The 21,400-nt window shown below is 64.7% G+C and carries 21 protein-coding genes; 7 read left to right on the top strand and 14 right to left on the bottom strand.

Annotation, left to right across the window (positions count from 1 at the left end; genetic code table 11):
* The first annotated feature begins 17 nt into the window (after window positions 1–17).
* A complete protein-coding gene (locus PEP31012_RS11650; RefSeq protein WP_150589500.1) occupies window positions 18–473 on the top strand; it encodes a hypothetical protein in 456 nt (151 codons plus the stop codon).
* A 248-nt stretch (window positions 474–721) separates the two neighbouring features.
* On the opposite strand, the gene dinB is transcribed toward PEP31012_RS11650, so the two are convergent.
* From dinB to PEP31012_RS11620, 6 genes are all read right to left on the bottom strand, one after another.
* A complete protein-coding gene (gene dinB / locus PEP31012_RS11645; protein ID WP_150589499.1) occupies window positions 722–1,852 on the bottom strand; it encodes a DNA polymerase IV in 1,131 nt (376 codons plus the stop codon).
* 79 nt (window positions 1,853–1,931) lie between these two features.
* Window positions 1,932–2,645: a hypothetical protein gene (locus tag PEP31012_RS11640; RefSeq protein ID WP_150589498.1), complete on the bottom strand. Its 714-nt coding sequence runs from the start codon at window positions 2,643–2,645 to the stop codon at window positions 1,932–1,934.
* A gap of 188 nt (window positions 2,646–2,833) precedes the next feature.
* Window positions 2,834–3,934, bottom strand: coding sequence for a CaiB/BaiF CoA transferase family protein (locus PEP31012_RS11635; RefSeq protein ID WP_150589497.1), 1,101 nt, complete (start codon window positions 3,932–3,934; stop codon window positions 2,834–2,836).
* Window positions 3,935–4,086: 152 nt separating this feature from the next.
* Entirely contained in the window at window positions 4,087–5,319 is a 1,233-nt protein-coding gene (locus PEP31012_RS11630) for a CaiB/BaiF CoA transferase family protein (RefSeq protein WP_343039898.1), read from the bottom strand.
* Between the two features lie 255 nt (window positions 5,320–5,574).
* Window positions 5,575–6,651 (bottom strand): ABC transporter substrate-binding protein, encoded by a 1,077-nt coding sequence (locus PEP31012_RS11625; RefSeq protein WP_150589496.1) that lies wholly within the window; start codon window positions 6,649–6,651, stop codon window positions 5,575–5,577.
* 187 nt (window positions 6,652–6,838) lie between these two features.
* Window positions 6,839–7,750: a LysR substrate-binding domain-containing protein gene (locus tag PEP31012_RS11620; protein WP_150589495.1), complete on the bottom strand. Its 912-nt coding sequence runs from the start codon at window positions 7,748–7,750 to the stop codon at window positions 6,839–6,841.
* 405 nt (window positions 7,751–8,155) lie between these two features.
* Here PEP31012_RS11620 and PEP31012_RS23650 point away from each other — a divergent pair, with 405 nt between their 5' ends.
* Window positions 8,156–8,296: a hypothetical protein gene (locus PEP31012_RS23650; RefSeq protein ID WP_174978206.1), complete on the top strand. Its 141-nt coding sequence runs from the start codon at window positions 8,156–8,158 to the stop codon at window positions 8,294–8,296.
* Window positions 8,297–8,349: 53 nt separating this feature from the next.
* Here PEP31012_RS23650 and PEP31012_RS11615 read toward each other — a convergent pair whose 3' ends face one another.
* A complete protein-coding gene (locus PEP31012_RS11615) occupies window positions 8,350–10,071 on the bottom strand; it encodes an ABC transporter permease (protein WP_150589494.1) in 1,722 nt (573 codons plus the stop codon).
* Window positions 10,072–10,377: 306 nt separating this feature from the next.
* Between PEP31012_RS11615 and PEP31012_RS11610 the strand changes: the two genes are divergently transcribed.
* From PEP31012_RS11610 to PEP31012_RS11600, 3 genes are read left to right on the top strand one after another with little or no spacing between them, the layout of a single operon-like run.
* Window positions 10,378–11,487, top strand: coding sequence for an ABC transporter ATP-binding protein (locus tag PEP31012_RS11610; RefSeq protein ID WP_150589493.1), 1,110 nt, complete (start codon window positions 10,378–10,380; stop codon window positions 11,485–11,487).
* A gap of 59 nt (window positions 11,488–11,546) precedes the next feature.
* A complete protein-coding gene (locus PEP31012_RS11605; RefSeq protein ID WP_150589492.1) occupies window positions 11,547–12,341 on the top strand; it encodes a thymidylate synthase in 795 nt (264 codons plus the stop codon).
* On the top strand, window positions 12,338–12,826 hold the full coding sequence (locus tag PEP31012_RS11600; RefSeq protein WP_150589491.1) for a dihydrofolate reductase: 489 nt from the start codon (window positions 12,338–12,340) through the stop codon (window positions 12,824–12,826). The genes PEP31012_RS11605 and PEP31012_RS11600 overlap by 4 nt, the downstream gene beginning before the upstream one ends.
* Window positions 12,827–13,042: 216 nt before the next feature.
* On the opposite strand, the gene PEP31012_RS11595 is transcribed toward PEP31012_RS11600, so the two are convergent.
* From PEP31012_RS11595 to pmbA, 6 genes are all read right to left on the bottom strand, one after another.
* Window positions 13,043–13,756, bottom strand: coding sequence for an ABC transporter ATP-binding protein (locus PEP31012_RS11595; RefSeq protein WP_150589490.1), 714 nt, complete (start codon window positions 13,754–13,756; stop codon window positions 13,043–13,045).
* Window positions 13,753–14,556 carry an ABC transporter ATP-binding protein gene (locus PEP31012_RS11590; protein WP_150589489.1) on the bottom strand — a complete coding sequence of 268 codons (804 nt, stop codon included), beginning with the start codon at window positions 14,554–14,556 and terminating at the stop codon, window positions 13,753–13,755. The genes PEP31012_RS11595 and PEP31012_RS11590 overlap by 4 nt, the downstream gene beginning before the upstream one ends.
* Window positions 14,557–14,574: 18 nt before the next feature.
* Window positions 14,575–15,450 carry a branched-chain amino acid ABC transporter permease gene (locus PEP31012_RS11585; protein WP_150589488.1) on the bottom strand — a complete coding sequence of 292 codons (876 nt, stop codon included), beginning with the start codon at window positions 15,448–15,450 and terminating at the stop codon, window positions 14,575–14,577.
* Window positions 15,451–15,463: 13 nt separating this feature from the next.
* A complete protein-coding gene (locus tag PEP31012_RS11580) occupies window positions 15,464–16,345 on the bottom strand; it encodes a branched-chain amino acid ABC transporter permease (RefSeq protein WP_017234878.1) in 882 nt (293 codons plus the stop codon).
* Window positions 16,346–16,475: 130 nt separating this feature from the next.
* A complete protein-coding gene (locus PEP31012_RS11575) occupies window positions 16,476–17,627 on the bottom strand; it encodes an ABC transporter substrate-binding protein (RefSeq protein ID WP_150589487.1) in 1,152 nt (383 codons plus the stop codon).
* A 218-nt stretch (window positions 17,628–17,845) separates the two neighbouring features.
* Entirely contained in the window at window positions 17,846–19,204 is a 1,359-nt protein-coding gene (pmbA, locus tag PEP31012_RS11570; RefSeq protein ID WP_150589486.1) for a metalloprotease PmbA, read from the bottom strand.
* Between the two features lie 115 nt (window positions 19,205–19,319).
* Between pmbA and yjgA the strand changes: the two genes are divergently transcribed.
* Together yjgA and mog are read left to right on the top strand one after the other, a co-directional pair.
* Complete coding sequence (gene yjgA, locus PEP31012_RS11565) at window positions 19,320–19,925, top strand: ribosome biogenesis factor YjgA (RefSeq protein WP_150589485.1); 606 nt, start codon at window positions 19,320–19,322, stop codon at window positions 19,923–19,925.
* On the top strand, window positions 19,925–20,545 hold the full coding sequence (gene mog / locus PEP31012_RS11560; RefSeq protein ID WP_150589484.1) for a molybdopterin adenylyltransferase: 621 nt from the start codon (window positions 19,925–19,927) through the stop codon (window positions 20,543–20,545). Before yjgA ends, mog begins: the two co-directional genes overlap by 1 nt.
* 146 nt (window positions 20,546–20,691) lie before the next feature.
* Here the strand turns inward: mog and orn are convergent, their stop codons facing one another.
* The gene (orn, locus tag PEP31012_RS11555) at window positions 20,692–21,348 is read right to left on the bottom strand and encodes an oligoribonuclease (RefSeq protein WP_150589483.1); all 657 of its coding nucleotides are present in this window, start codon (window positions 21,346–21,348) and stop codon (window positions 20,692–20,694) included.
* Window positions 21,349–21,400 lie beyond the last annotated feature (52 nt).

Raw genomic sequence — 21,400 nt, 5'->3', positions numbered from 1 at the left:
TCGGCCTCGATTACCTTATGATTCGGAAGCTTCCGATTTTGGCCCGCACGCGCATTGCGGCGCCGGCCCTGTTCTGCGTCGCGGCCACGCTGCTCGCGACCGGCTGCGCCACGTCGTCAACGCCGCATGGGGCGTCGACGTCGGCGCGTTCCGGCGCGCCGAATGTCGCCACGTTGCGCGAACATCATCTGGCCGCCGCCGATGCCGCGGCCGACCAGTACCGCATGTGCCTTTACGGTCATGTCGCCCGCTACATCGACCTCGTGCCGGACCCTGCCCGGCTGGCGGACGAAGCCGCCGCGGAGTGCGCCCCGATCACCGGGCGCTTCAAGCGTGAGCGGCAAGCCGCCATTGTGACGTACACCTCAGCATCCGACGCCTCGCAGCAAGCCGATGCCGCCACGCTCACGTTGCAAGCCGACGGCCTGCGGGTAGCGCGTGCACGTGCTACGGAACTGCGCGCGCTACGGTGAGCGACGCGCCGACCTCGCGTTGCGCCGACGCCGACGTCTGGGCGTGCTTTCCCTAATCGGGCAAGCCCCGATTGGCGAAAAATCGGCCGCTGACCACAATGCAATCACCCTCTTACGTCCTTTTGGGGGTACTGCGACAACGTCATTTGCCCGCCTCGGCGGGCATTTTCTTTGGTATCCGCAGGATCTTCCGGTGACGTATTCCCGTATGTCTCACGCGTCTCGCTCGCGTTGCTTCTCCGAGCGATCTATCCCTGTGATGCTGCATTGTCGCCCGTCCCGGGCAGGGTGAGTCCAGACGCGTCGTCGCCGTCGTCGAACAAGCGCAACTGGCGCGCGGCCTGGGCTTCGAGCAGGCGCACACCCACCCCCATCAGGCGCACCGGCCGGCGTTTCCGGCCGACGGCTTCGGCCAGCAATTCACGACATTGTGTGGGATCGACACTCAGCGCGCCGGCTTCTGCCGTGGTCCGCGAAAAGTCGGCGAAGCGGATCTTGACGAATACCTTGGCGATCGCCAGCGGCTCGCTGCGACGCGCCCGGTCGATCCGCTCGGATAACTGACGAAGCAGCGGCGCGAGCGCTGTCTCGCAATCGGCCAGCGTGCGCAGGTCGCGCGTATAGGTCGTCTCGACACTGATCGACTTGCGCTCCCGGTCCGGGCTGACGTCGCGCGTGTCGATGCCGCGGCAGCGCTCGTACAACCGCTGACCGAACACCCCGAAACGCTCGGCGAGATCGGCCATCGAGTGGCTGCGCAAATCGGCGCAGGACTGCACGCCCAACGCCCGGAGCTTCTCCGCCGTGACCTTCCCCACGCCGAACAGGCGCTCGACGGGAAGCGCCGCCACGAAGGCATCGACTTCGGCGGGTCTCACGACGAACATGCCGTCGGGCTTGCGCCAGTCACTGGCGATCTTGGCGATGAACTTGTTGGGGGCGATGCCGGCCGAGACGGTCAGCCCGACCTCCTCGGCAATCCGTGCGCGAATCTCGCGGGCGATCAATGTGGCCGAGCCGTCGCAACGCTCGCTGTGCGTGACATCGAGATACGCCTCGTCGAGCGAAAGCGGTTCGACGAGATCCGTGTAATCGCGGTAGATCGCCATGATGCGCTGCGACGCCTCCTGATACCGGCGCATCGTCGGTGCGATGATGCGCAACTCGGGACAGAGCTTTAGCGCCTGTGCCGACGGCATGGCCGAGCGCACTCCGAAGGCGCGTGCCTCGTAATTGCACGTTGCGACCACGCCTCGCTGATCGGGCTGGCCGCCCACCGCCAGCGGAATTCCGCGCAACGACGGGTCGTCGCGCATCTCGACAGAAGCGTAGAAGCAATCGGCGTCGCAGTGAATGATCTTGCGCGTAGAGGAGGACATGGTTGCGAACGAAAACACTGTTCAAATATACAGCATTAATGCCGCATTTGCGCCCCACTCGTGACATCGCGCCAGCGTCTCACCGCACAGGCAGGAACTGGAGAAACTGCGCGCCAAGCAAATTCTGGACGTACCCGATGCCGGCACGGCGGTATTTCTCGTCGAGCATTTCAGCAAGCAGGTCGAGTCGGCCGATGATCTTGCCGAACTCCCGTTCGAAACTCACGTTTCGCACATCGGTAAGTTCGTTCGCGACCAGCAGCGGCTTGCCCATCGCGTCGTGACGGCTCGACAACAGCCACGCCGCGATCTCGACGTTGCGCGCCGCATTGTAGATTCGCTGTGCGTCGAGGCCATCGCTCAGGTAGAACACGGTCGCCCCGCCATGCGCCGCGACGATCGTGTCCGAGAGGCTGAAGACGAACGCGGCCACACGATCGCCGCTGAACGTCGGGTCGAGCGACAGCGACAACGCCTTCACATCGCGCAGGTCCTTCAAGTCGGGCAGGCGGTGGCGCCCGTCGATGGCGGCGCGCAATTGCGTCATCGCCTGCGCCTGTGTCGCTGCGCCGCCCTTGCGCCATTCGCGCGGATTCCGCTTGTAGAGTTTGTCGGCCAGACGGTACAAGCTCTCGCGATTGGCCCGCATGCCCAGTGTCGCCATGCGAGTGATGTCCGTCTGCGCGAGGTCGGCGCTCGTCATCGCAGTCGAGCGCACCTTGCCGTGTTCGGTAGGCGCGTCCTGGTAGGACACGCATCCGGTACCCATCGCCGCCGCCAGCAACGCTGCCATCGCGGCCATCGCCGCCGATCGCACTCGCGCGACATGGGCGAAGCCGTTTCGATCTCGGAGCAAGGCGAGCCTTCGTGTCATGGCGATATCGGGGTCGGTAAGCGGTGACTCTACGCGATCAAAGCCCTCACGTCGTGTCGTTTCCTCCTGAAAAGTTGTGACATTCCGTAACGCTCACCCGCCCGGCGTCAAGGCAACAGCGCCTCACGGGCCTGCGCAAACAGCGCATGCGTCATGGCCTCCTCCAGCCGCAACACCGGTGTGACGCAGCAATCGGCATCGGCAAAGCGCAATGTCCATTCGGCCTGCGAAGCGCTCGCAAACACCGCCGCCACTTCAGATTGAAGCGCACGCGCATCGTCGCCGCCAATCGGCTGACCGAGTGACCAGTGTCGTGCTTTCCAATCGCTACGTCCGAGCACGTCGCACAGCGTTTGCCAGAACTTGAGCTCGAGCGCGCCTACCGCCATGAATCGTCCGTCCTGCGTGCGATAGACCTGATAGCAAGGCACACCACCGTTGAGCAAATCCTGCCCCGCCCGCGAGACATGCCCTTGCCGGTGCAAGGCAACGGCCGGAACGAGATTCGAGCGGAACACCTCGTGGGTCATCGAGATATCCAGCCACCGGCCGCGGCCGGTGCGCTGTGCCGCGACCAGCGCCGCCAACACGGCTTGCACCGCCGCCTGCCCACCGCCGTACAGGTCGCCAATCTGGAAATTCGGCACGATAGGTGCATCGCTCGCATCCCCCAGTTGGTCAAGCACACCCGCATAACCGATGTAATTGATGTCGTGCCCAGCGGCCTGCGCCATCGGCCCGTGCTGCCCATAACCGGTAATCGATGCCATCACCAGCGAGGGCCGCAGGCGCGCCAGCGTCGCATAGTCGAAGCCAAGCCGCGCCATCACTCCCGGGCGAAACCCCTCGAGCAATACGTCGGCGCGAACGACCCAGTCGAGAAAGGTCGCGCGGTCGCGGTCGCGCTTGAGATCGAGCCGCTCGACCGATTTGCCGCGATTGAGCAGTCGCCAGAACGCGCTCGGCGGCGGCTCGCCATCGTTGAGCATCATCTCGCGAGCATAGTCTCCCGCCCCCGTGTCTTCGATCTTGACGACGTGCGCACCCAGTTCCGCGAGGCGCAGCCCGGCGAGCGGACCGGGCAGCAGGCGCGTGAGATCCAGCACGGTGACGCCAGCCAGCGGCGTCTCGGCAGACGCGGAAGATGGATGGGCGTCGGGGGCTTCGGGGGCTTCGGGGCGTTCGTGGAAATCGAGCGATTCGGTCATGGCGAGCGCGAAAGGGATGACGACGGATGTCCACACCGTACCGTGCCGCGTCGTCCCTGCGCAAGCGCACGACACGCCGTCTTCACTCGGACACGTCCGAATTCAGACTCGAACCCTGCTGTCATCCCACAAAACGGGACGCGAAGCGCCGCCTACCCCCGGTCCTCGCCCGGTGAGTTGTCGTCCCTCGCCCCCGCGACGACCCCCTCGGTCAGCAGTCGCGAGATCTGACTGTCGGGATACCCCAGATCCCGCAAGATTTCGACCGTATGCTCGCCCGCCGCGGGTAACGGCCGCCGCGCGGGCAAGCGCTGCCCCGCCATCGCGATCGGCAGCAACGGCACGTGCGTGTGCTCGCCTTGTTCTGTCACCAGATCGCCCAATCCGCCGCTCGCGCGCAGGTGCGGATCGTCGAACAGCGCCTGCGGCGTGACGATCGGAGCGAACGGCAGACCGTGCCGCTCAAACGCAGCCGCCAGATAGCTCGCGTCGAACCCCAGCATCATCTCGCGCAGCAAAGGCAGCAGCCACTCACGTGCGAGCACCCGACCGTTGTTCGTCGCGAGCCGCGCGTCGTCGCCCAGATCCTGACGGCCGAACACGTCGCAGAAGATCCGCCACTGGGTATCGCTCACCACCGCGAGGAAAATCTGCACGCCGTCGCGCGCCGTGAACACGTCGTAAATTCCCCAGGCCGAGACACGGGCAGGCATCGGGTCGGGTGCCAGGCCCGTCACCGCGAACTGCTGCATGTGTTGCGCCACGAGCAGCACGCAGTTCTCGAACAGCGCCCCCTGCACTTCCTGCCCGCGCCCTGTGGTCTTGCGCTCGTAAAGCGCCGCCAGCGCAGCGAGCGCGCCAAATATGCCGCCCATGATGTCGTTGACCGAGGTTCCTGCGCGCAGCGGCTGCCCGGGCGGTCCCGTCATGTAGGCCAGTCCAGCCATCATTTGCACCACTTCGTCGAGTGCGGTGCGGCCCGCGTACGGACCCGGCAGGAACCCCTTGAGCGAGACGTAGACGAGCGCCGGATTCAAGCGCGACAGCGTCGCGTAATCCAGGCCGAACTGGCGCATGCGTCCCGGCTTGAAGTTCTCGGCCAGCACGTCGGCCGTGCTCACCAGGCGCAGGATCAGCTCACGCCCCTCGGGCCGCGTGACATCCACGGCAAGACTGCGCTTGTTGCGATTGAACGTGCGAAAAAAGCCCGCGCCAGTGCCCAGCAGGCACCGCGTGGGATCGCCGCCGACGGGCTCCACCTTGATGACGTCGGCGCCGAGATCGCCGAGCACCATGCCGCAGGTGGGGCCCATTACCATATGAGAAAACTCGACCACGCGAATGTCATTCAACGGCATCGGCGTTGTGGCAGACACGTCCGGCATCGTCAATCCTCCCCAACCCGCTCACGACGCTTCGCCGCACTGCCGATCCGGCAACCGCACCGCAAGCGTCAACGCGGATTCCACATCCGCAACCCAGGTTCTGGCAGTTCAGCGCAGGGACGCACTCGGCACGCTCGGCGATCACGCGCTGGGTGCCCAAGCATCATGGCGAGCATGGACAGGCCTCGCGCAACACCCCCTTGCCACGGCGCGCCCCGCTGATCGACAGCGCGAAACCGCTTTCGCCCACGGCCTTCAGGGATACTGCCGATTTGCCCGTATGGCGAACGCGTTGGTCCACGTCTGGCCGAGCCGGATCTGCGAGGGCTTGACCTCCGGCGTGAACGACGCGAGCGCCTTGAGTGCCGTGGCCGGGCCGCCGGCAGGCATCATGCCGTCCGGCGAGAACGCCTCACGGCAGTTGGCAAACGCTTGTAGATAAAGCGCCTTGTTGCCCAGCAGATAGGACTCCGGCACAGTCCTGATAAGATCCGCCGCAGTGGCGCGCTGAAGCCACTTGTCCGCACGCACGATGGCGTTCGCCACGGCCTGCACCGTTCGTGGATGCGTGTCGATGAAGCGCTGCGGCGCGTACATCACGGCCGCAGGCATCGGCCCGCCGAACATGGCGCGGGTGCCCGCCTGTGTGCGCGTGTCGACGAGCACCTTGATGTCGCCCGACTCCTGCAACAGCGTCATCATCGGATCGACGTTGGACACGGCATCCACCTGTCCCCCGCGCGCGGCGGCGACAACCGTCGCGCTGCTGCCGACGCCCACGATGGACACATCGCTTGGCTTGAGTCCGGCTTTCGCGAGTGCCACGTTCACCAGCATGTGCGTGCTCGATCCCGGCGCGCTCACCCCGATGCGCATGCCCTTCAGATCCTTGACAGATTTGACTTCGGCGGCCTTGGCCTTGACCACGCCAAGCACCAGTTGCGGTGCTGCGCCGAGCACCGCGAACGCTTGATAGGTCAACCCCTTGGCCTGCATGAGCAGCGTATGCTCGAAGGCCCCCGCGCCCACGTCGGCGCTGCCGCCGACAACCGCCTGCAAGGCTTTGGAGCCGCCGGCAAAGTCGTCGATGGTGACGTCGAGGCCTTCGTCCTTGAAGTACCCGAGCTGTTCGGCGATGGTCAACGGCAGATAGTAGAGGCCAGGCTTGCCGCCCACGGCGATCGTGATCTTCGGCTTCTCGAGCGCCTGTGCGGGCGCGGCGTACGCCCCGGCGCTCAGGCCCAGTGCTGCGAGGCCTGACGCCACCAGCGAGAAGGCGAGCGCCCAACGTCCTGCGGCAACACGCACCCGGCATGCTTCGGTCTGTATCATCGCGAGTCTCCTCCCGCCCGATGCGGGAAATCGGCGCGCTCCGGCTCGTCGGCTGGAATCGCTATCGGCCCCCAGAGCATCCGCTGCCCCCGAGAGGCCGACAAGTTGTGTTTCGGCATGCCAGACATCGCCGTTCACGACGCTTGCCCACGGGCCGAGCCTCCGGCGTTCCGTTCTCCTGGGCACATTACGTCACGGGATTGGCGCACAAATGATCAACGAGCATCCGCGACGCGATGGGCAACGCGTCGTAACGCCGCACGCAAACGATCAACCGGCGCTGCGCCCACGGATCGGTGAGCGGCACAATGCGCAGCGCCTCCCCGTCCTTCGCCTGCGAATAGCTGCCGACGGCCTCGCGCGGCACCACGGCCACGCCGAGGTTGGCGCGCACCATGCGGCACACGGCTTCGAAGGTCGAGACATGGATGCGGAACTTGACCGTCTTGCCCTGCTCGGCCGCCAGGCGTCGCAGCACTGTGTACATGGCGCTGTCCGGATGCACGCCGATGTGATCGAAATCGAGGGTGTCGACGAACGCAAGCTGTTCCTGGCTGGCCAGCGGATGTTCGCGGTGCAGCACGGTCACGATCTGGTCGTTTCGATAGGGGAAGACTTCGACGTCGCGGGTGTCGACGGCGTCCCAGCAGATGCCGATGTCGGTGGCGCCGTCCACTACGCCACGCACGACCTGCGCGCTGGTGTGGTCTTCGAGGTCGACCTTCACGCCGTCGTGTCGACGCAGGAACGCGCCGAGTTCATCGGGCAGGGTTTCGACGATCGAGGAGACGTTGGCGAAGATGCGGATATGGCCGCGCACGCCGCTGGTGTACTCGGACAGATCGCCTTGCATCTTCTCGAGACTTCGCAGCACATTGCGCGCGTGATGCAGCAGTGCTTCGCCTGCCGGCGTCGCCCGCACGCCCCACTTGTGACGCTGGAGAAGTGCCGAACCGACCAGAGACTCCAGGTCGTTGATGCGTTTGCTGACCGCGGAAGGCGCAATGAATTCGCGCTCGGCGGCCCGCGCAATGCTGCTTTCCTCGCAAACGGCGACGAACAGTCGCAACGAGACAAGATCGATCCGCCATAGCGCCATGCCTGTCTCCCAAAGGCACTGCATTGACAGCGATGTTGCGGCGCCTGTGGCAAAAACGCCACGGTTCGCCGCCCCGAACGACTCAGGAAAACAACATCGAAACGCCAACGAACGACCTCAACGCCAAGAACGGCGGCAAATGCCCCCAACGGCCGGGAAAACGGAAAAGCGCCGACTCGGGGGGAAGGAGGACGTCAAGGAACGCAGGCAACACGCAGGCAACAAAACCAACGTCAGGCGCGCGGGATACACGCTCCCATCGGACGTCGCGCATCCGTCTCAAGTGCCTGTCCCCGTCCCTTCCAGGACACCCGCTAGCGCATCGCTCCCGCCAGCAGCACGGCGCTCCAGCCGCCGTCCGCCGTGTTCAGCGGTGCCTCAGGCGGCGGTGCCGACGCCAAGGCCATGAACAGCCAACATTTGCAAATGACGATCGCAATCATTTTGTTGACGCTCGATCATCCCGGCTTCGTTGCCGGGCCTGCTTTGACTATAGTGCGGCGCTATCGGAGCGGCAACCCGGAAACCTTTCAAACGGGTCAGTGATTGGTGTTCGGGCAACAGCCCGCGCCACGCCGCCTTGCCGAAGCGCCGTGCATTCAGGCGCGTTTCGCCATGCCGCGCGCCAACACCAGCACCGGCACCAGGCCCACGAGCACGAGCGTCAGCGCCGGCACGGCCGCTTCGGCGAGCCGTTCGTCTGCCGCGAGGTGGCTGGTGACGACCGCCAGCGTGTCCATGTTGAACGGGCGCAGCGCCAGCGTGGCGGGCAGTTCCTTCATCACGTCGACGAACACCAGCAGCGCGGCGCTCAAGACGCTACCGCGCAGCAGCGGCAGGTGCACGCGGCGCAGCATCGCCCAGCCACTCACGCCGAGGCTGCGGGCGCTGGCGTCGAGATTGGGCGCGATGCGCGCAAAGCCGGCGTCCACGCTTTGCAGCGCAGCCGGCAGGAATCGCACGAGATAGGCGTAGATCAACACGCCGCTGGTGCCGGCGAGCACCAGTCCGTCGGCGCCGAACACGCGGCCAAGCCACGTATCCACTTGCAGCACCGGCGTGAGAATGCCCAGAGCGATGACCGCCCCCGGGATCGCGTAGCCAACGCTCACCCACCGGATAGCGATGCGCGTGACACGCCCTGGGGCCAGTCGCTGGGCGTACCCGAGCACGACGGCGGCGATGCTCGCGACGAGGGCCGCCACCGCCGCGAGGCGTACGGTGTTGAAGACCCACTCGCCGTAGCGATGCCAAGGCACCTGATCCAGTTCCGCAGCGGCCAGCCGCAACATGATGAGCACGGGCAGCAGGAAGCCGATGATGAGCGGCAGTGCGCAGACGAACGTCGCCAGGGCGGCACGTCCGCCAGACAGGCGTGTGTGTCGCGACGGCGCCGGCGCTCGCCCCGGCGCCCCGTAGTACCGCAACCGCGCCCGGCTGCGCGCTTCTGCGATCAGCAAGACGAGGACGGCCAACAACAGACAGGCCGAGAGTTGCGCGGCCGCCACCCGATCGCCCATCGACAACCAGGCGCGGTAGATGCCGGTCGTGAGCGTCGGCACCCCAAAGTAGGCGACCGCGCCGTAGTCGGCGAGCGTCTCCATGAGCACCAGCGCCAAACCCGCGACCAGGGCCGGTCGCGCCAGCGGTAACGCTACGCGCAGGAACCCCTGTACTGGCGTGCACCCCAGCGTGCGCGCGGCTTCGAAGTAACGTTGGCTGTGTTCCAGAAAGGCGGTGCGTGCCAGCAGATAGACGTACGGATAGAACGCCCCGGCGAAGACCCACGCGGCGCCGTACCAGGAGCGAATCTCCGGGAAGGCGGCGAGACGCTCGACCGAGAGCAGCGAGCGCAATGCGCTTTGCACCGGGCCGGCGAACTGCAGGAAGTCGGTGTAGGCGTAGGCGGTGACATAGGCGGGCATCGCCAGCGGCAGAATCAGCGCCCATTCCAGCACGCGGCGGCCGGGAAACGTGTACTGCACGACCAGCCACGCGCTGGTGACGCCCATCACCAGCACGCCCGCGCTCACGGCGACCGAGATGCGCAACGAGTTGAGCAGGTACTCGGGCAGTACCGTGTCGAGCATATGGGCGAGGACGGCCTGAGTTTGCGCGTCTCCCGCGCCGAGCGCCGCCAGGATGCCGACCATCGGCACGAGCACGACCAGCGCGGACACCCACGCCACCCACCGCCATGCCCAGGCGACGGACAGCCGTGCAGTGCGCCGGCGTCTGGCGACGAGTGGCGAACGTCCGGTCAAGACGGAATCGGCATGGGCAGAATCGGCGGCGGCGCGTGACGGAGGCGTCGATGACATCGGCAAATCGTAACGGGAAGCGGAAATTGGGTGAACGAGCGAGGGTACCCCCCCGGGCGACGGCTCACTGCCGTTGCCCCGTCGCATCGTTTCGGGGAACCGGCAGACACTCGCCGGTCTAATGCGTTGTAAATTATACGCATTCGCGATTGCGACTCTGACGCGGATGGCCGCAGAAAGTGCCCGACCTCCAGCGAAAAGGGCCACCTCGCGACATTCGTGTCCACGCGTCATCACTCGTCATCACTCATCTCCATTCATCTGCTTCGTCGACGTGCTTGCGTCGATTCACGCCACCTTACGCCGATGCCCCTGCCCTACCTGCTGCTTGACCATCTCTGCGTGAATTACGAGGCTGCCGGCCACGTCCATACCGCGGTACGCGACTTGTCGCTGTCGTTGGCCCGCGGCGAAATCGGCTGTCTGCTCGGTCCGTCCGGCTGCGGCAAGACGACGGTGCTGCGCGCCGTCTGTGGTTTCGAGCCGTTGGCCGGCGGGCGTATCGTGCTCGATGGTCACGAAGTTGCCAACGCGCAGTCGAGCGAACCGCCGGAGCGTCGCCACGTTGGCGTCGTGTTCCAGGATTACGCGTTGTTCCCGCATCTGGACGTTGCCCGGAATATCGTCTTCGGCATCGGGCGCATGGCGCGCGGCGAGCGTCAGGCGCGCGTGGAAATGCTCGCGGAGCGCGTCGGGCTGGCAGGGGCGCTGAAGAAGTATCCCCATGAACTCTCGGGCGGTCAGCAGCAACGCGTGGCGCTCGCACGCGCTCTGGCCCCCGCCCCTGCGCTGCTCTTGCTCGACGAACCGTTCTCGAACCTCGATCTCGATCTGCGCGAGCGTCTGGCGGTCGAGGTGCGCGAGATCATCCAGGCGAGCGGGGCGACGGCGATCCTCGTCACCCACGACCAGCACGAAGCCTTCGCGATGGCCGACCGCATCGGCGTCATGCATGCGGGGGCGATCGCCCAGTGGTCGCCCGCGCGCGAGTTGTGGCACGCGCCCGCCAATCGTGTGGTGGCGGATTTCATCGGACGCGGCGCCTTGATTCCCGGTACCTTCCGGGGCAATGCCGACGGCGGTGGCATCTCGCTCGAACTCGGGGAGCTGGCCGTCTCGCCGGGGCTGGCCGACAAGCTGCTGCGCAGCGCCGCCAACGATGCGTATCCCGTGAACGTCGACGTACTGCTGCGCGCGGACGACATCGCGCACGACCCGGCGAGTCCGTTCGAAGGCACGCTGGTGCGGCGCGCGTTCCGTGGGGCCGATCAGTTGTACACCTTGCGTCTGGCGTCGGGGCGCGAGGTGATCGCCCGCGTGGATAGCGAGTTGGCCCACGAAGTGGGCGAGCGCGTGGGGCTGCGTCTGTCGGTCGAGCATCCGGTGGCTTTCGCGACAAATGCCGGCGGCGTCTGAGCGTTGCGCAGCACGGCGTGCCTCGGAGGCTGGTAAAATCCGGCAAAACGGATGGGCCTATGAAACAGTACCTCGACTTCATGCGCCATGTACTCGAACATGGCACCGACAAGACTGACCGCACCGGCACGGGCACGCGCTCGGTGTTCGGCTACCAGATGCGCTTCGACCTGCAGGAAGGCTTCCCGCTCGTCACCACCAAGAAGGTGCATATCAAGTCCATCGTGCACGAACTCCTGTGGTTCCTGCAGGGCAGCACCAACGTGCGCTATCTGCAGGAAAACGGCGTGTCCATCTGGAACGAATGGGCCGATGCCGAGGGTGAACTCGGCCCTGTCTACGGCGCGCAGTGGCGCTCGTGGCCGACGCCCGACGGCGGTCATATCGACCAGATCACGCAGCTCGTCGAGCAGATTCGTACGACGCCCGACTCGCGCCGCCTGATCGTGTCCGCCTGGAACGTCGGCGAGATTCCTCGCATGGCGCTGCCGCCATGTCACGCGTTCTTCCAGTTCTATGTGGCCGATGGCAAGCTGTCGTGCCAGCTCTATCAGCGCAGCGCGGATATTTTCCTTGGCGTGCCGTTCAACATCGCGAGCTACGCGATGCTCACGCACATGATGGCGCAGCAGACCGGGCTCGAGGTGGGCGACTTCGTCTGGACGGGGGGCGACTGCCATCTGTACAACAACCACCTCGAACAGGTTCGCACGCAGCTTGCGCGCGAGCCGTTCGCGTTACCGAGGCTCGAGATCTCGCGCAAGCCTGATTCGATCTTCGATTATCGTTTCGAGGACTTCCATATCACCGGATACGAAGCGCATCCGCATATCAAGGCACCGGTGGCCGTATGACGATACTGACGCTGGTGGTCGCCCGCGCCGAGAACGGTGTGATCGGGCGCGACAATCAATTGCCGTGGCGATTGCCGGAAGATCTGGCCCACTTCAAGCGCACGACACTCGGCAAGCCGATCGTGATGGGGCGCAAGACGTTTGATTCGATCGGTCGTCCGCTGCCGGGCCGTCGCAATATCGTGGTGTCGCGCAATCCGGATCTGAAGATCGACGGCTGCGACGTGGCCGGATCGCTCGTCGATGCGATGCGGCTGTGCGTGGGGGTCGAGGAAATCTGCCTGATCGGCGGCGCGCAGTTGTACGCCGAAGCCCTGGCAAGCGCAGACAAGGTGGTCGTCACGGAGATCGCCAAGGCGTTCGAAGGCGACGCACATTTCCCGGATCTGCCTGCCGCCCAATGGCAGGAAACCGCCCGCGAGACCCATCACTCGCCCGCGCCGAACGACTTCGACTACGCGTTCGTGACTTACGAACGGATTTGAAGCGACGGGGCGCTCAAGGTCGCCGCTCTCGATCTCGCCCCTCTCCTCTCCAGCGCCGCAAACACGCCCAGTCGCGACATCCAGGGACGCCCATGGAAAAAGCGGCGTCGACACGCTATCGTCAGATAACCCGTCAACGCCGCCGGTCCGACGTCGTCCTTGTCCTTCAGTGACGTCAAGGGCAGCAGGCGCGCCGCACAACGCCACCGCCGGCCGTCAACCGCCCAGATACGCCTCGAGCACGCGAGGATTCCCGAGCAGATTGCGCCCGGTATCTTCGAGCACCACCTTACCGGTTTCGAGCACGTAGCCATGTTGCGCAATCTTCAGCGCCTGACGCACGTTCTGCTCCACCAGGAAGATGGTCAGCCCTTCGGCGTTGATTTCCCTGAGCGTGTTGAAGATGCCCTGCACGATGATCGGCGCAAGCCCCATCGACGGCTCGTCGAGCAGCAACAGCCGTGGCCGCGCCATCAGCGCACGGCCAATGGCCAACATCTGCTGTTCGCCCCCCGACAAGTTCCCGGCCATCTGCTCGATACGCTCAGCCAGCCGCGGAAAGCGCCCCAGCACCTTGTCCAGATCCGCCTTCACGTTCTGCTTGTCGCGACGCGTGTAGGCGCCAAGCTCCAGGTTCTCGCGCACGGACATCGTCGTGAGCGTGGCGCGTCCCTCGGCCACCTGCACCAGCCCGCGCTGCACGATCTTGTTCGGCGCCAGACCGCCGACATCTTCCCCTTCGAAGAGAATCGTGCCCGCCTGCTTCTTGATGAGACCCGACAGCGCAAGCAGCGTCGTCGACTTGCCCGCGCCATTGGCACCGACCAGCGAGGTGATCTCATGCTCGCGCAACGAGAAGTCGACGCCCTTCACGGCTTCGATATGCCCATAGGCCACCTTCAGGCCCTTCACTTCGAGCAGCGCGCTCATGCCTTGTCCTCCGCGCCAGCCGCGAGGGCAGCCGCATCGTCGTCATCGTCATCGCGGCCGAGATAGGCCTCGATGACCTGCGGGTTATGCTTGATCTCGTCGGGACTGCCTTCAGCGATGATGCGCCCGAAGTTCAACACGGCGATGCGCTCGCACAACCCCATCACAAAACGCATGTCGTGCTCGATCATGAAGATCGTGTAACCACGCGCCTTGATGTTCTCGATCTCGCTCATGAGATCGACCTTCTCCCCCGTGTTCATGCCGGCGACCGGCTCGTCGAGCAGCAGCAGCTTGGGCTCGGTCGCCAGCGCCCGGGCCAGTTCGAGCTTGCGCTGGTCGCCGTACGACAGGTTGTCGGCAATGTCGTGCGCCTTGTGATCGAGCTTCACCCACGAGAGCAGCTCAAGCGCCCGCTCGCGCGAGCGCTTCTCCATCTCGCGATACCCCGGCAGCGACAGCAGCAAGCCTGCCGGGCCATACGAGAGGTGCCGGTGCATGCCGACCACCACGTTCTCGATCAGCGTCATCTCCTTGAAGACACGGATGTTCTGGAACGTGCGGGCAATGCCGCGCTGCGTAATCCGATGCGGCTTCTGCCCCACCAGACTCTCGCCGTCGAACGTGATGCTGCCGCCCGTAGGCTGCAACAGGCCGGTGATCAGGTTGAAGACGGTCGTTTTCCCCGCCCCGTTCGGGCCGATCAGGCCGAAGATCGTGCCTTGCGGCACCTCGATGTTCACGTCCTGGAGAACGTGCAGACCACCGAATCGTTTGGAAATATTGGAAAGCTTGAGCATGTCGTATCCCCCGTCCGCTTATGTGGAAGAGGCCGAACGCGTCTTGCCGGCACGGAACCACCGGCGAAAGCGCATCGGATCCCAAATGCCCTTGGGCAGGAACAGCACGATCAGCACCAGAATCAGGCCGTTGACCACAAGACGGAAGGCGTCGAAAGCCCGCAGCATCTCGGGCAGCAGCGTGAGAATCGTGCTGCCAAGCACCGGCCCGATCAGCCCGTTGATGCCGCCAAGAATTGCCATGGTGAGAATCTCCACGCCACGGTCGAAGCCGAATTCATTCGGTCCGATGAAGAACGTCAGATGCGCATTGAGCGCCCCGGCCAGCCCGGCCAGCACCGCCCCCAGCACGAACGCCAGCATCTTGTAGCCGGTGACGTTGATGCCCATGAGGCCCGCCGCCGTTTCGTCTTCCTTGATGGCTTCGAACGCACGGCCCACCTTGGAGCGGCGCAGGCGCCACAGCACAGCGAGCGAAATCACCACGGCGCCCGCCACGTGCCACCACTGGGTGAGTTGCGGAATGCCGTTCAGGCCCAGCGCACCGCCGGTGAGGTCTTCCGTGTTGAGAATCAGCACGCGCACGACTTCACCGAAGCCCAGCGTTGCCATGGCAAGATACACGCCCGACAGACGCAGCGTCGGCTTGCCGATGATGAAGGCGATCAGCGCCGGCGCGGCCATGCCCCCCGCCAGCGACACCGCAAACGGCGCGTCGTAGTTCATCGTGAGCAAGGCCGCCGTGTACGCGCCGATACCCATGAACGCGGCATTGGCCATGGCCAGCATGCCGCACGAGAGCGTGAGGTAAATCGACAGGGCCAGCAGCGCGTTGGTGCCAAGTGTCAGCACCAGGTTGCTATAAACCGCCCAGAAATTGTTAAACCAGTCCATTGCGCCCCCGTGATTACGCTTTGCGTTCGAGCACTTTGCCGAACAACCCCTGCGGACGCACCAGCAGGATCAGGAACAACAGGCCGAACGCGACGGCGTCACGCATGTTCGAGCCGATATACGCGACCGACAGCACTTCCGCGAAGCCGAGAAACAGGCCACCGATCATCGCGCCGCGAATGTCGCCCATGCCGCCGAGAATGATGACCGCAATCCCCTTGTGCAGCATCGGCTGGCCCATCAGCGGGAAAACGGCGTTGGAGTAAAGCCCGATCAGCACCCCCGCCATGCCGCCCAGCCCCGCCGCGGCAAACGACGTCGCCAGGAACAGACCCTCGACGTTGATGCCGAGCAGATAGGCCGCCTTCGGCGACTCGGCAATGGCACGCAGCGCGCGCCCGAGTTGCGTCTTCTTGATCGTGGCAATGAGCACGGCCATGAGCGCAAACGAGATGAAGATGATCGCGAGCTCCAGCACCGTCATGTGCACGCCGGCCACGGTCAGGGTGTCCTGCGGCACGAGTTCATATGGGAACCGCAGGTTTTCCGCACCGAAAATGCCCTGCACTCCGTTGTTGAGCAGAATGCCCACGCCAATGGTGGCGATCATTGGAATCAGGTGAGGCGCACCGCGCTTGCGCAACGGTTTGAGCACCAGCACATCGATGAGCAAGCCGACCAGACCCGCCACGACGACCGCCGTGACGATGGCCGCCCACAGCGGCAGATGAAGGCGCACGACGGCTTGCAGCGCCGCATAGGCACCGACCATGAAGACTGCGCCGTGCGAGAGATTGATAACGCCGAGAATGCCGAACACGAGGGTGAACCCGAGCGCGAACAAGGCGTACACGCACCCGAGGGAGAGCGCGTTGACGAGTTGCTGTTCCAGCATGGTGATTATTCCAGCCTGAGGGACGGGGACACGCGCCGCACGGGGGTACGGCGTGCGCCAGAAACGCCGATGGGCGTAGCGCCTTTCAGCTCTACGCCCATGCGGACTTCTTCAAGTACTGCCGGGCTGCTTACTTCTCGATGACGTACTTGTTGCCCTTCGTCACGCTGACGATCGGCGCCTGTTGTGCGTCGTACCCGGCCGGCTTGCCGTTCTTGCCCATGGCCTGACGGAATGCGAACTTGCCCGTGGCGCCGTCGTGCGTGGCCTTCGGCAGCGCGTCGCGCAGTGCCTTGCGGTCGGCTTCCAGGTTGCCCGAGAGCTTCACGCTCTTGATTGCGCCGGCTGCGATATACATCGCGTCATAGGCTTGCGCCGCGAACTGGTCCGGGGCCATGTTGTACTTCGCCTTGTAGGCCGCGATGAACTTCGTGTTCGCCGGCGTGTTGTTCTCGATCGACCACGGGCTACCCACCCACAGGCCGTCCGAGCTGCCCTTGGCCAGATCGAACACCTTGACCGAGTTCATCCCGTTGCCGCCGATGAACGGCACATTGATGCCCAACTGACGCGCCTGCACCATGATCGGCGCGCCTTCGGCGATCAGGGCCGACAGCACGATGGCGTCCGGGTTGCTCGCCTTGATCTTCGTGAGCTGCGCCTTGAAGTCCACGTCGCCCTTGGCGAACGTCTCGGTCGTCGTGACCGGGATCTTCAGATCGGCCAGCGCCTTCTTGAAGTTGTCGTAGCCGCTCTTGGTGAACACGTCGTCGTTGCCGTACAGCACCGCGACCTTCTTGATGCCCGTGTGCTTGGTCGCGACCTTGATGGTCTCGGGCAGCACGTCGGCTTCGGTCACCGAATTACGGAAGATGTAGTCGCCGATGGATGTGATGCCGTCCGCCGTGTTCGACGTGCCGAACGCCACCGTCTTGCTGGCTTGCGCGATCGGGTCGGCCGCCTGCGCCGAGTTCGACAACGTCGGGCCGAAGACCATGAGCACCTTGTCCTGGAAGATCAACTTCTTGAAAACGTTGATCGCTTCTTCCTTCTTGCCCTGTTCGTCTTCGACCTGCAGCACAAGCTTGTTGCCGTTCACGCCGCCGGCGGCGTTGATTTCGTCAGCCGCGAGCTGGAAACCGTTCTTGATGGCGGCGCCATATTGCGCCGCACCGCCCGACAGTGCCTCGGCCACACCGATCTTCAGATCGGCTGCGTGGGCCGCAGCCACCATCCCCGTAGCGACAAGTGCGCTCAGCAACTTGGTCATGGTGCTTTTCATGAGTCTTCTTCCTCCAATTCCTAGTCTCTAGTTATGAGAAAGCGCGCCTTGTGAGCGCGCCCATTACCCTAACTACCGCGTCGGTTCTTAAGCCACGGCTTAAGAAAACTCCCAAGCATAACGCAAACTGCCTGTATCGGGCACGACAAATGGGGTTTTGCCCCGTTGCGGCGCAAAAATGCAACGCGCTTATGGCGTCGCAACGGCGTTTTGCAGCATCAATGACCAGCGATGGTCATTTGTTCAATCAGGATTGACCCGACCTCCTTGGTGCCGCGCACGAGGGCATCGGCCCCGATGGCAACGATCTGCCGGAACATGTCGTTCAGGTTGCCCGCCAGCGTGATCTCCTCGACCGGATACTGGATTTCGCCGTTCTCCACCCAGAAACCCGACGCGCCACGCGAATAATCGCCCGTCACATAGTTCACGCCCTGCCCCATCAGTTCGGTCACGAGCAGGCCGGTGCCGAGTTTGCGCAACATCGCGCGGAAGTCGTCCGTCGGCGCGGTGAGCTTGCTGTACATGCGCAGGTTGTGCGAACCGCCGGCGTTACCGGTCGTTTGCATGCCGAGCTTTCGGGCCGAATAGGTCGACAGGAAGTAGCCCTGCACCACGCCGTCGCTCACGACGTCACGGGCGCGCGTTCTCACGCCCTCTTCGTCGTACGGGGCACTGCCCATGGCGCGTGGCACGTGCGGGTCTTCGTAAATGCCGACGTGATCGGCAAACACCGGCTTGCCCAGGCTGTCGACCAGGAACGTAGCCTTGCGATACAGCGCGCCACCGCTCACGCCCTGCACGAACGCCCCCAGCAGACCGGCGGCGAGCGGCGCCTCGAACAGCACCGCGCACTTGCGCGTGGACAGCTTGCGCGCGTGCAGGCGGGCCAGCGCGCGCTCGGCGGCATAGTGGCCCACCGCTTCGGGCGAAGCCAGGTCCCCGGCGGCGCGCTTGGACGAGTACCAGTCGTCGCGCTGCATATGGCTGCCCGAGCCGGCAATGGGCGAGACCGAGAGGTAATGACGCGAATACGGATACCCCGAGAGAAAGCCACGGGTCGTGCCCAGCATGAATTGCGAGTGCTGGGCCGACACGCCGGCCCCTTCGGAATTCCGGATCAGGGGGCTCACTTCGAACGCCGCCGTCTCGGCGCGTCGCGCCAGCTCGACGGCCTCGTCGGCCGTGATGTCCCACGGATGAAACAATGACAAGTCTTGCGGGTGCATCTCCAGTAGTTCGGACTCGGCGAGCCCGGCGCAGTCGTCTTCCGCAGTGAAACGCGCAATGTTGTAGGCCGCGTCGACCGTGTCGTGCAGCGCCTTGCGCGAGAAGTCCGACGTGCTGGCGTTGCCGCGACGCTGGCCGATGAACACCGTCACGCCCACCAGCTTGTCGCGGTTGCGCTCGATGGTCTCGACCTTGCCACGGCGCACCGAGACCGACAGGCCATCGCCCTCGGAGATCTCGGCCGCCGCGTCGGTGGCGCCGAGCGAACGGGCGTACTGTAGTACGTCGCTGACGATTTCCTTGAGTTGATCCTGGGTATGCGTGAAGTGCTGGGTCGCTTGGGACATCGGCGCGATTCGGTCAGTGGCTGAATAGGAACCGCCATCTTAGCGCGACTTCCTCGCCATCGTGCGAAGGCCCGGCAACTATTTGGTCGGCGCGCGCCGCGCTACAATAGCGCCCATGACGCATATTCAACGCTATAACCGTATCGCCCATGCCGAGCTTTCCGACGAAGGCCCGAGCAAATCCCAGCGCAAGCGCGAATCGCATGCCTTGCAGGATCTGGGCGAAGAACTGGTCAACCTGGCCAAGGACGCGCTCGCCCGCGTGCCGATGCCCGAGAATCTCGAACAGGCCGTCAAGGACTGCCGCAAGATCACCGCACACGAAGGCCGCCGCCGTCAGATGCAGTACGTGGGCAAGCAAATGCGCACGCTGCATGAGTCGGAAGTCGACGCGATTCGCCGCGCGCTCGATGTCATCAAGGGCGTATCGAAGGCGGAAACGGCCAAGCTGCACGCGCTCGAGCGCTGGCGCGAGCGCCTGCTGGCGAAGGATGAGGCCCTCACCGAGTTGCTCGCCCAGCATCCGCAGGCCGACGCCCAGCAACTGCGCACGCTGATTCGCAACGCCCGCCGGGAACAGGCCGCGCAAAAACCGCCGAAAGCCTTTCGCGAGCTATTTCAAGCGCTCAAGGATCTGCTTGGCACCGGATCGTCCGACGCCGAAACTTCGGATGAGGCCGAAAACGAACTGCCGGAATTCCCAACCCGCGAGGAAGAGTGATGGCCGCCCGCTCACATCCGGACGAACTGCGCGTAGGCCTCGTCTCGATCAGCGATCGGGCGAGCCAGGGCACGTATGACGATCAGGGCATTCCGGCGCTCCAGGCGTGGCTCGGCACCGCGCTCCTATCCCCCTGGGTGGCCGAAACGCGCCTGATTCCCGATGACGCCGACGGCATTACCGCCACACTGATCGATCTCGTCGACGCGAAGCAGTGCGACCTGGTGCTCACCACCGGCGGCACGGGCCCTGCCCGGCGCGATGTCACACCCGAGGCCACGTTGCGGGCCGGCACGAAGGAAATGCCGGGCTTCGGGGAGCAGATGCGCCAGATCAGTCTGCGCTTCGTGCCGACGGCCATCCTGTCGCGCCAGGTCGCCGTGATCCGCGAGAGCGCCGACCATGCCGCGCTCATCATCAACCTGCCCGGCCAGCCCAAGTCGATCAAGGAAACGCTCGAAGGGCTGCGCGACGCGGACGGACAGTCGATCGTGCCCGGCATCTTTGCGGCCGTGCCGTATTGCATCGACCTGATCGGCGGCCCCTACATCGAGACCGATGAGGCCGTCTGCAAGGCCTTCCGCCCCAAGAACGCCATTCGCGCGCCGAAACCGGCTTGATTTGCCTGACTTGAGCGCCTGACTTGAGCACCTGACTTGATGGCCTACCTAAGGGTCAGACGACGGGGCGTTGCGGGCCATTCGCTTCGGACATCCAAAGCACAACGCCAGCAATGTCGCTGGCGTTGTGTGGGGTCTGGCAGAGATTAGGCCGGGGTGGACGTCGGCGCATCCGGCGCATCAGCGGCACTGGGCGCACCGGGCACGGTCGTCTTCAGGAAATGCGCGCGGTAGTACACCAGCTCGTCGATCGACTCGTGGATGTCGGCCATCGCCGTGTGGGCGGCCCGTTTGGTGAAGCCCTTGTAGACCGTGGGTTCCCAGCGGCGGCACAGTTCCTTGAGCGTGCTGACATCGAGGTTCCGGTAGTGGAAGAACGCCTCGAGCTTGGGCATGTAACGCGCCATGAAGCGGCGATCCTGACAGATCGAATTACCGCACATCGGCGATTTGTTGGGCGGCACGTACTGCGAGAGGAACTCGATCAGTTGCGCTTCGGCGGACGCCTCGTCGATCGTTGACGCCTTCACGCGATCGATCAGCCCCGAGCGGCCGTGGGTCGACTTGTTCCAGTCGTCCATCCCGTCGAGCACGGCGTCCGATTGATGGATCGCGAACACCGGCCCCTCGATGCGGCGCGTCAGCGCGGAATCCGTGACGACGACCGCCACCTCGATGATCCGGTCGCTGTCGGGCTGCAGACCGGTCATTTCCATATCGAGCCAGACCAGATTGAACTCGGCGCGCGCGAGCGTCGTCTCGACATCGGCAGACGTGGGATGTTGGGAGGGAATGACAGACATGGTCGGAAGACTCTGGAAAACACGTCGGTGGGCGACCGGCAAGGCGCCTGGC

The organism is Pandoraea eparura (assembly GCF_902459725.1).
Taxonomy (GTDB): domain Bacteria; phylum Pseudomonadota; class Gammaproteobacteria; order Burkholderiales; family Burkholderiaceae; genus Pandoraea; species Pandoraea eparura.
This window is presented reverse-complemented; position numbering and strand designations above follow the sequence as displayed.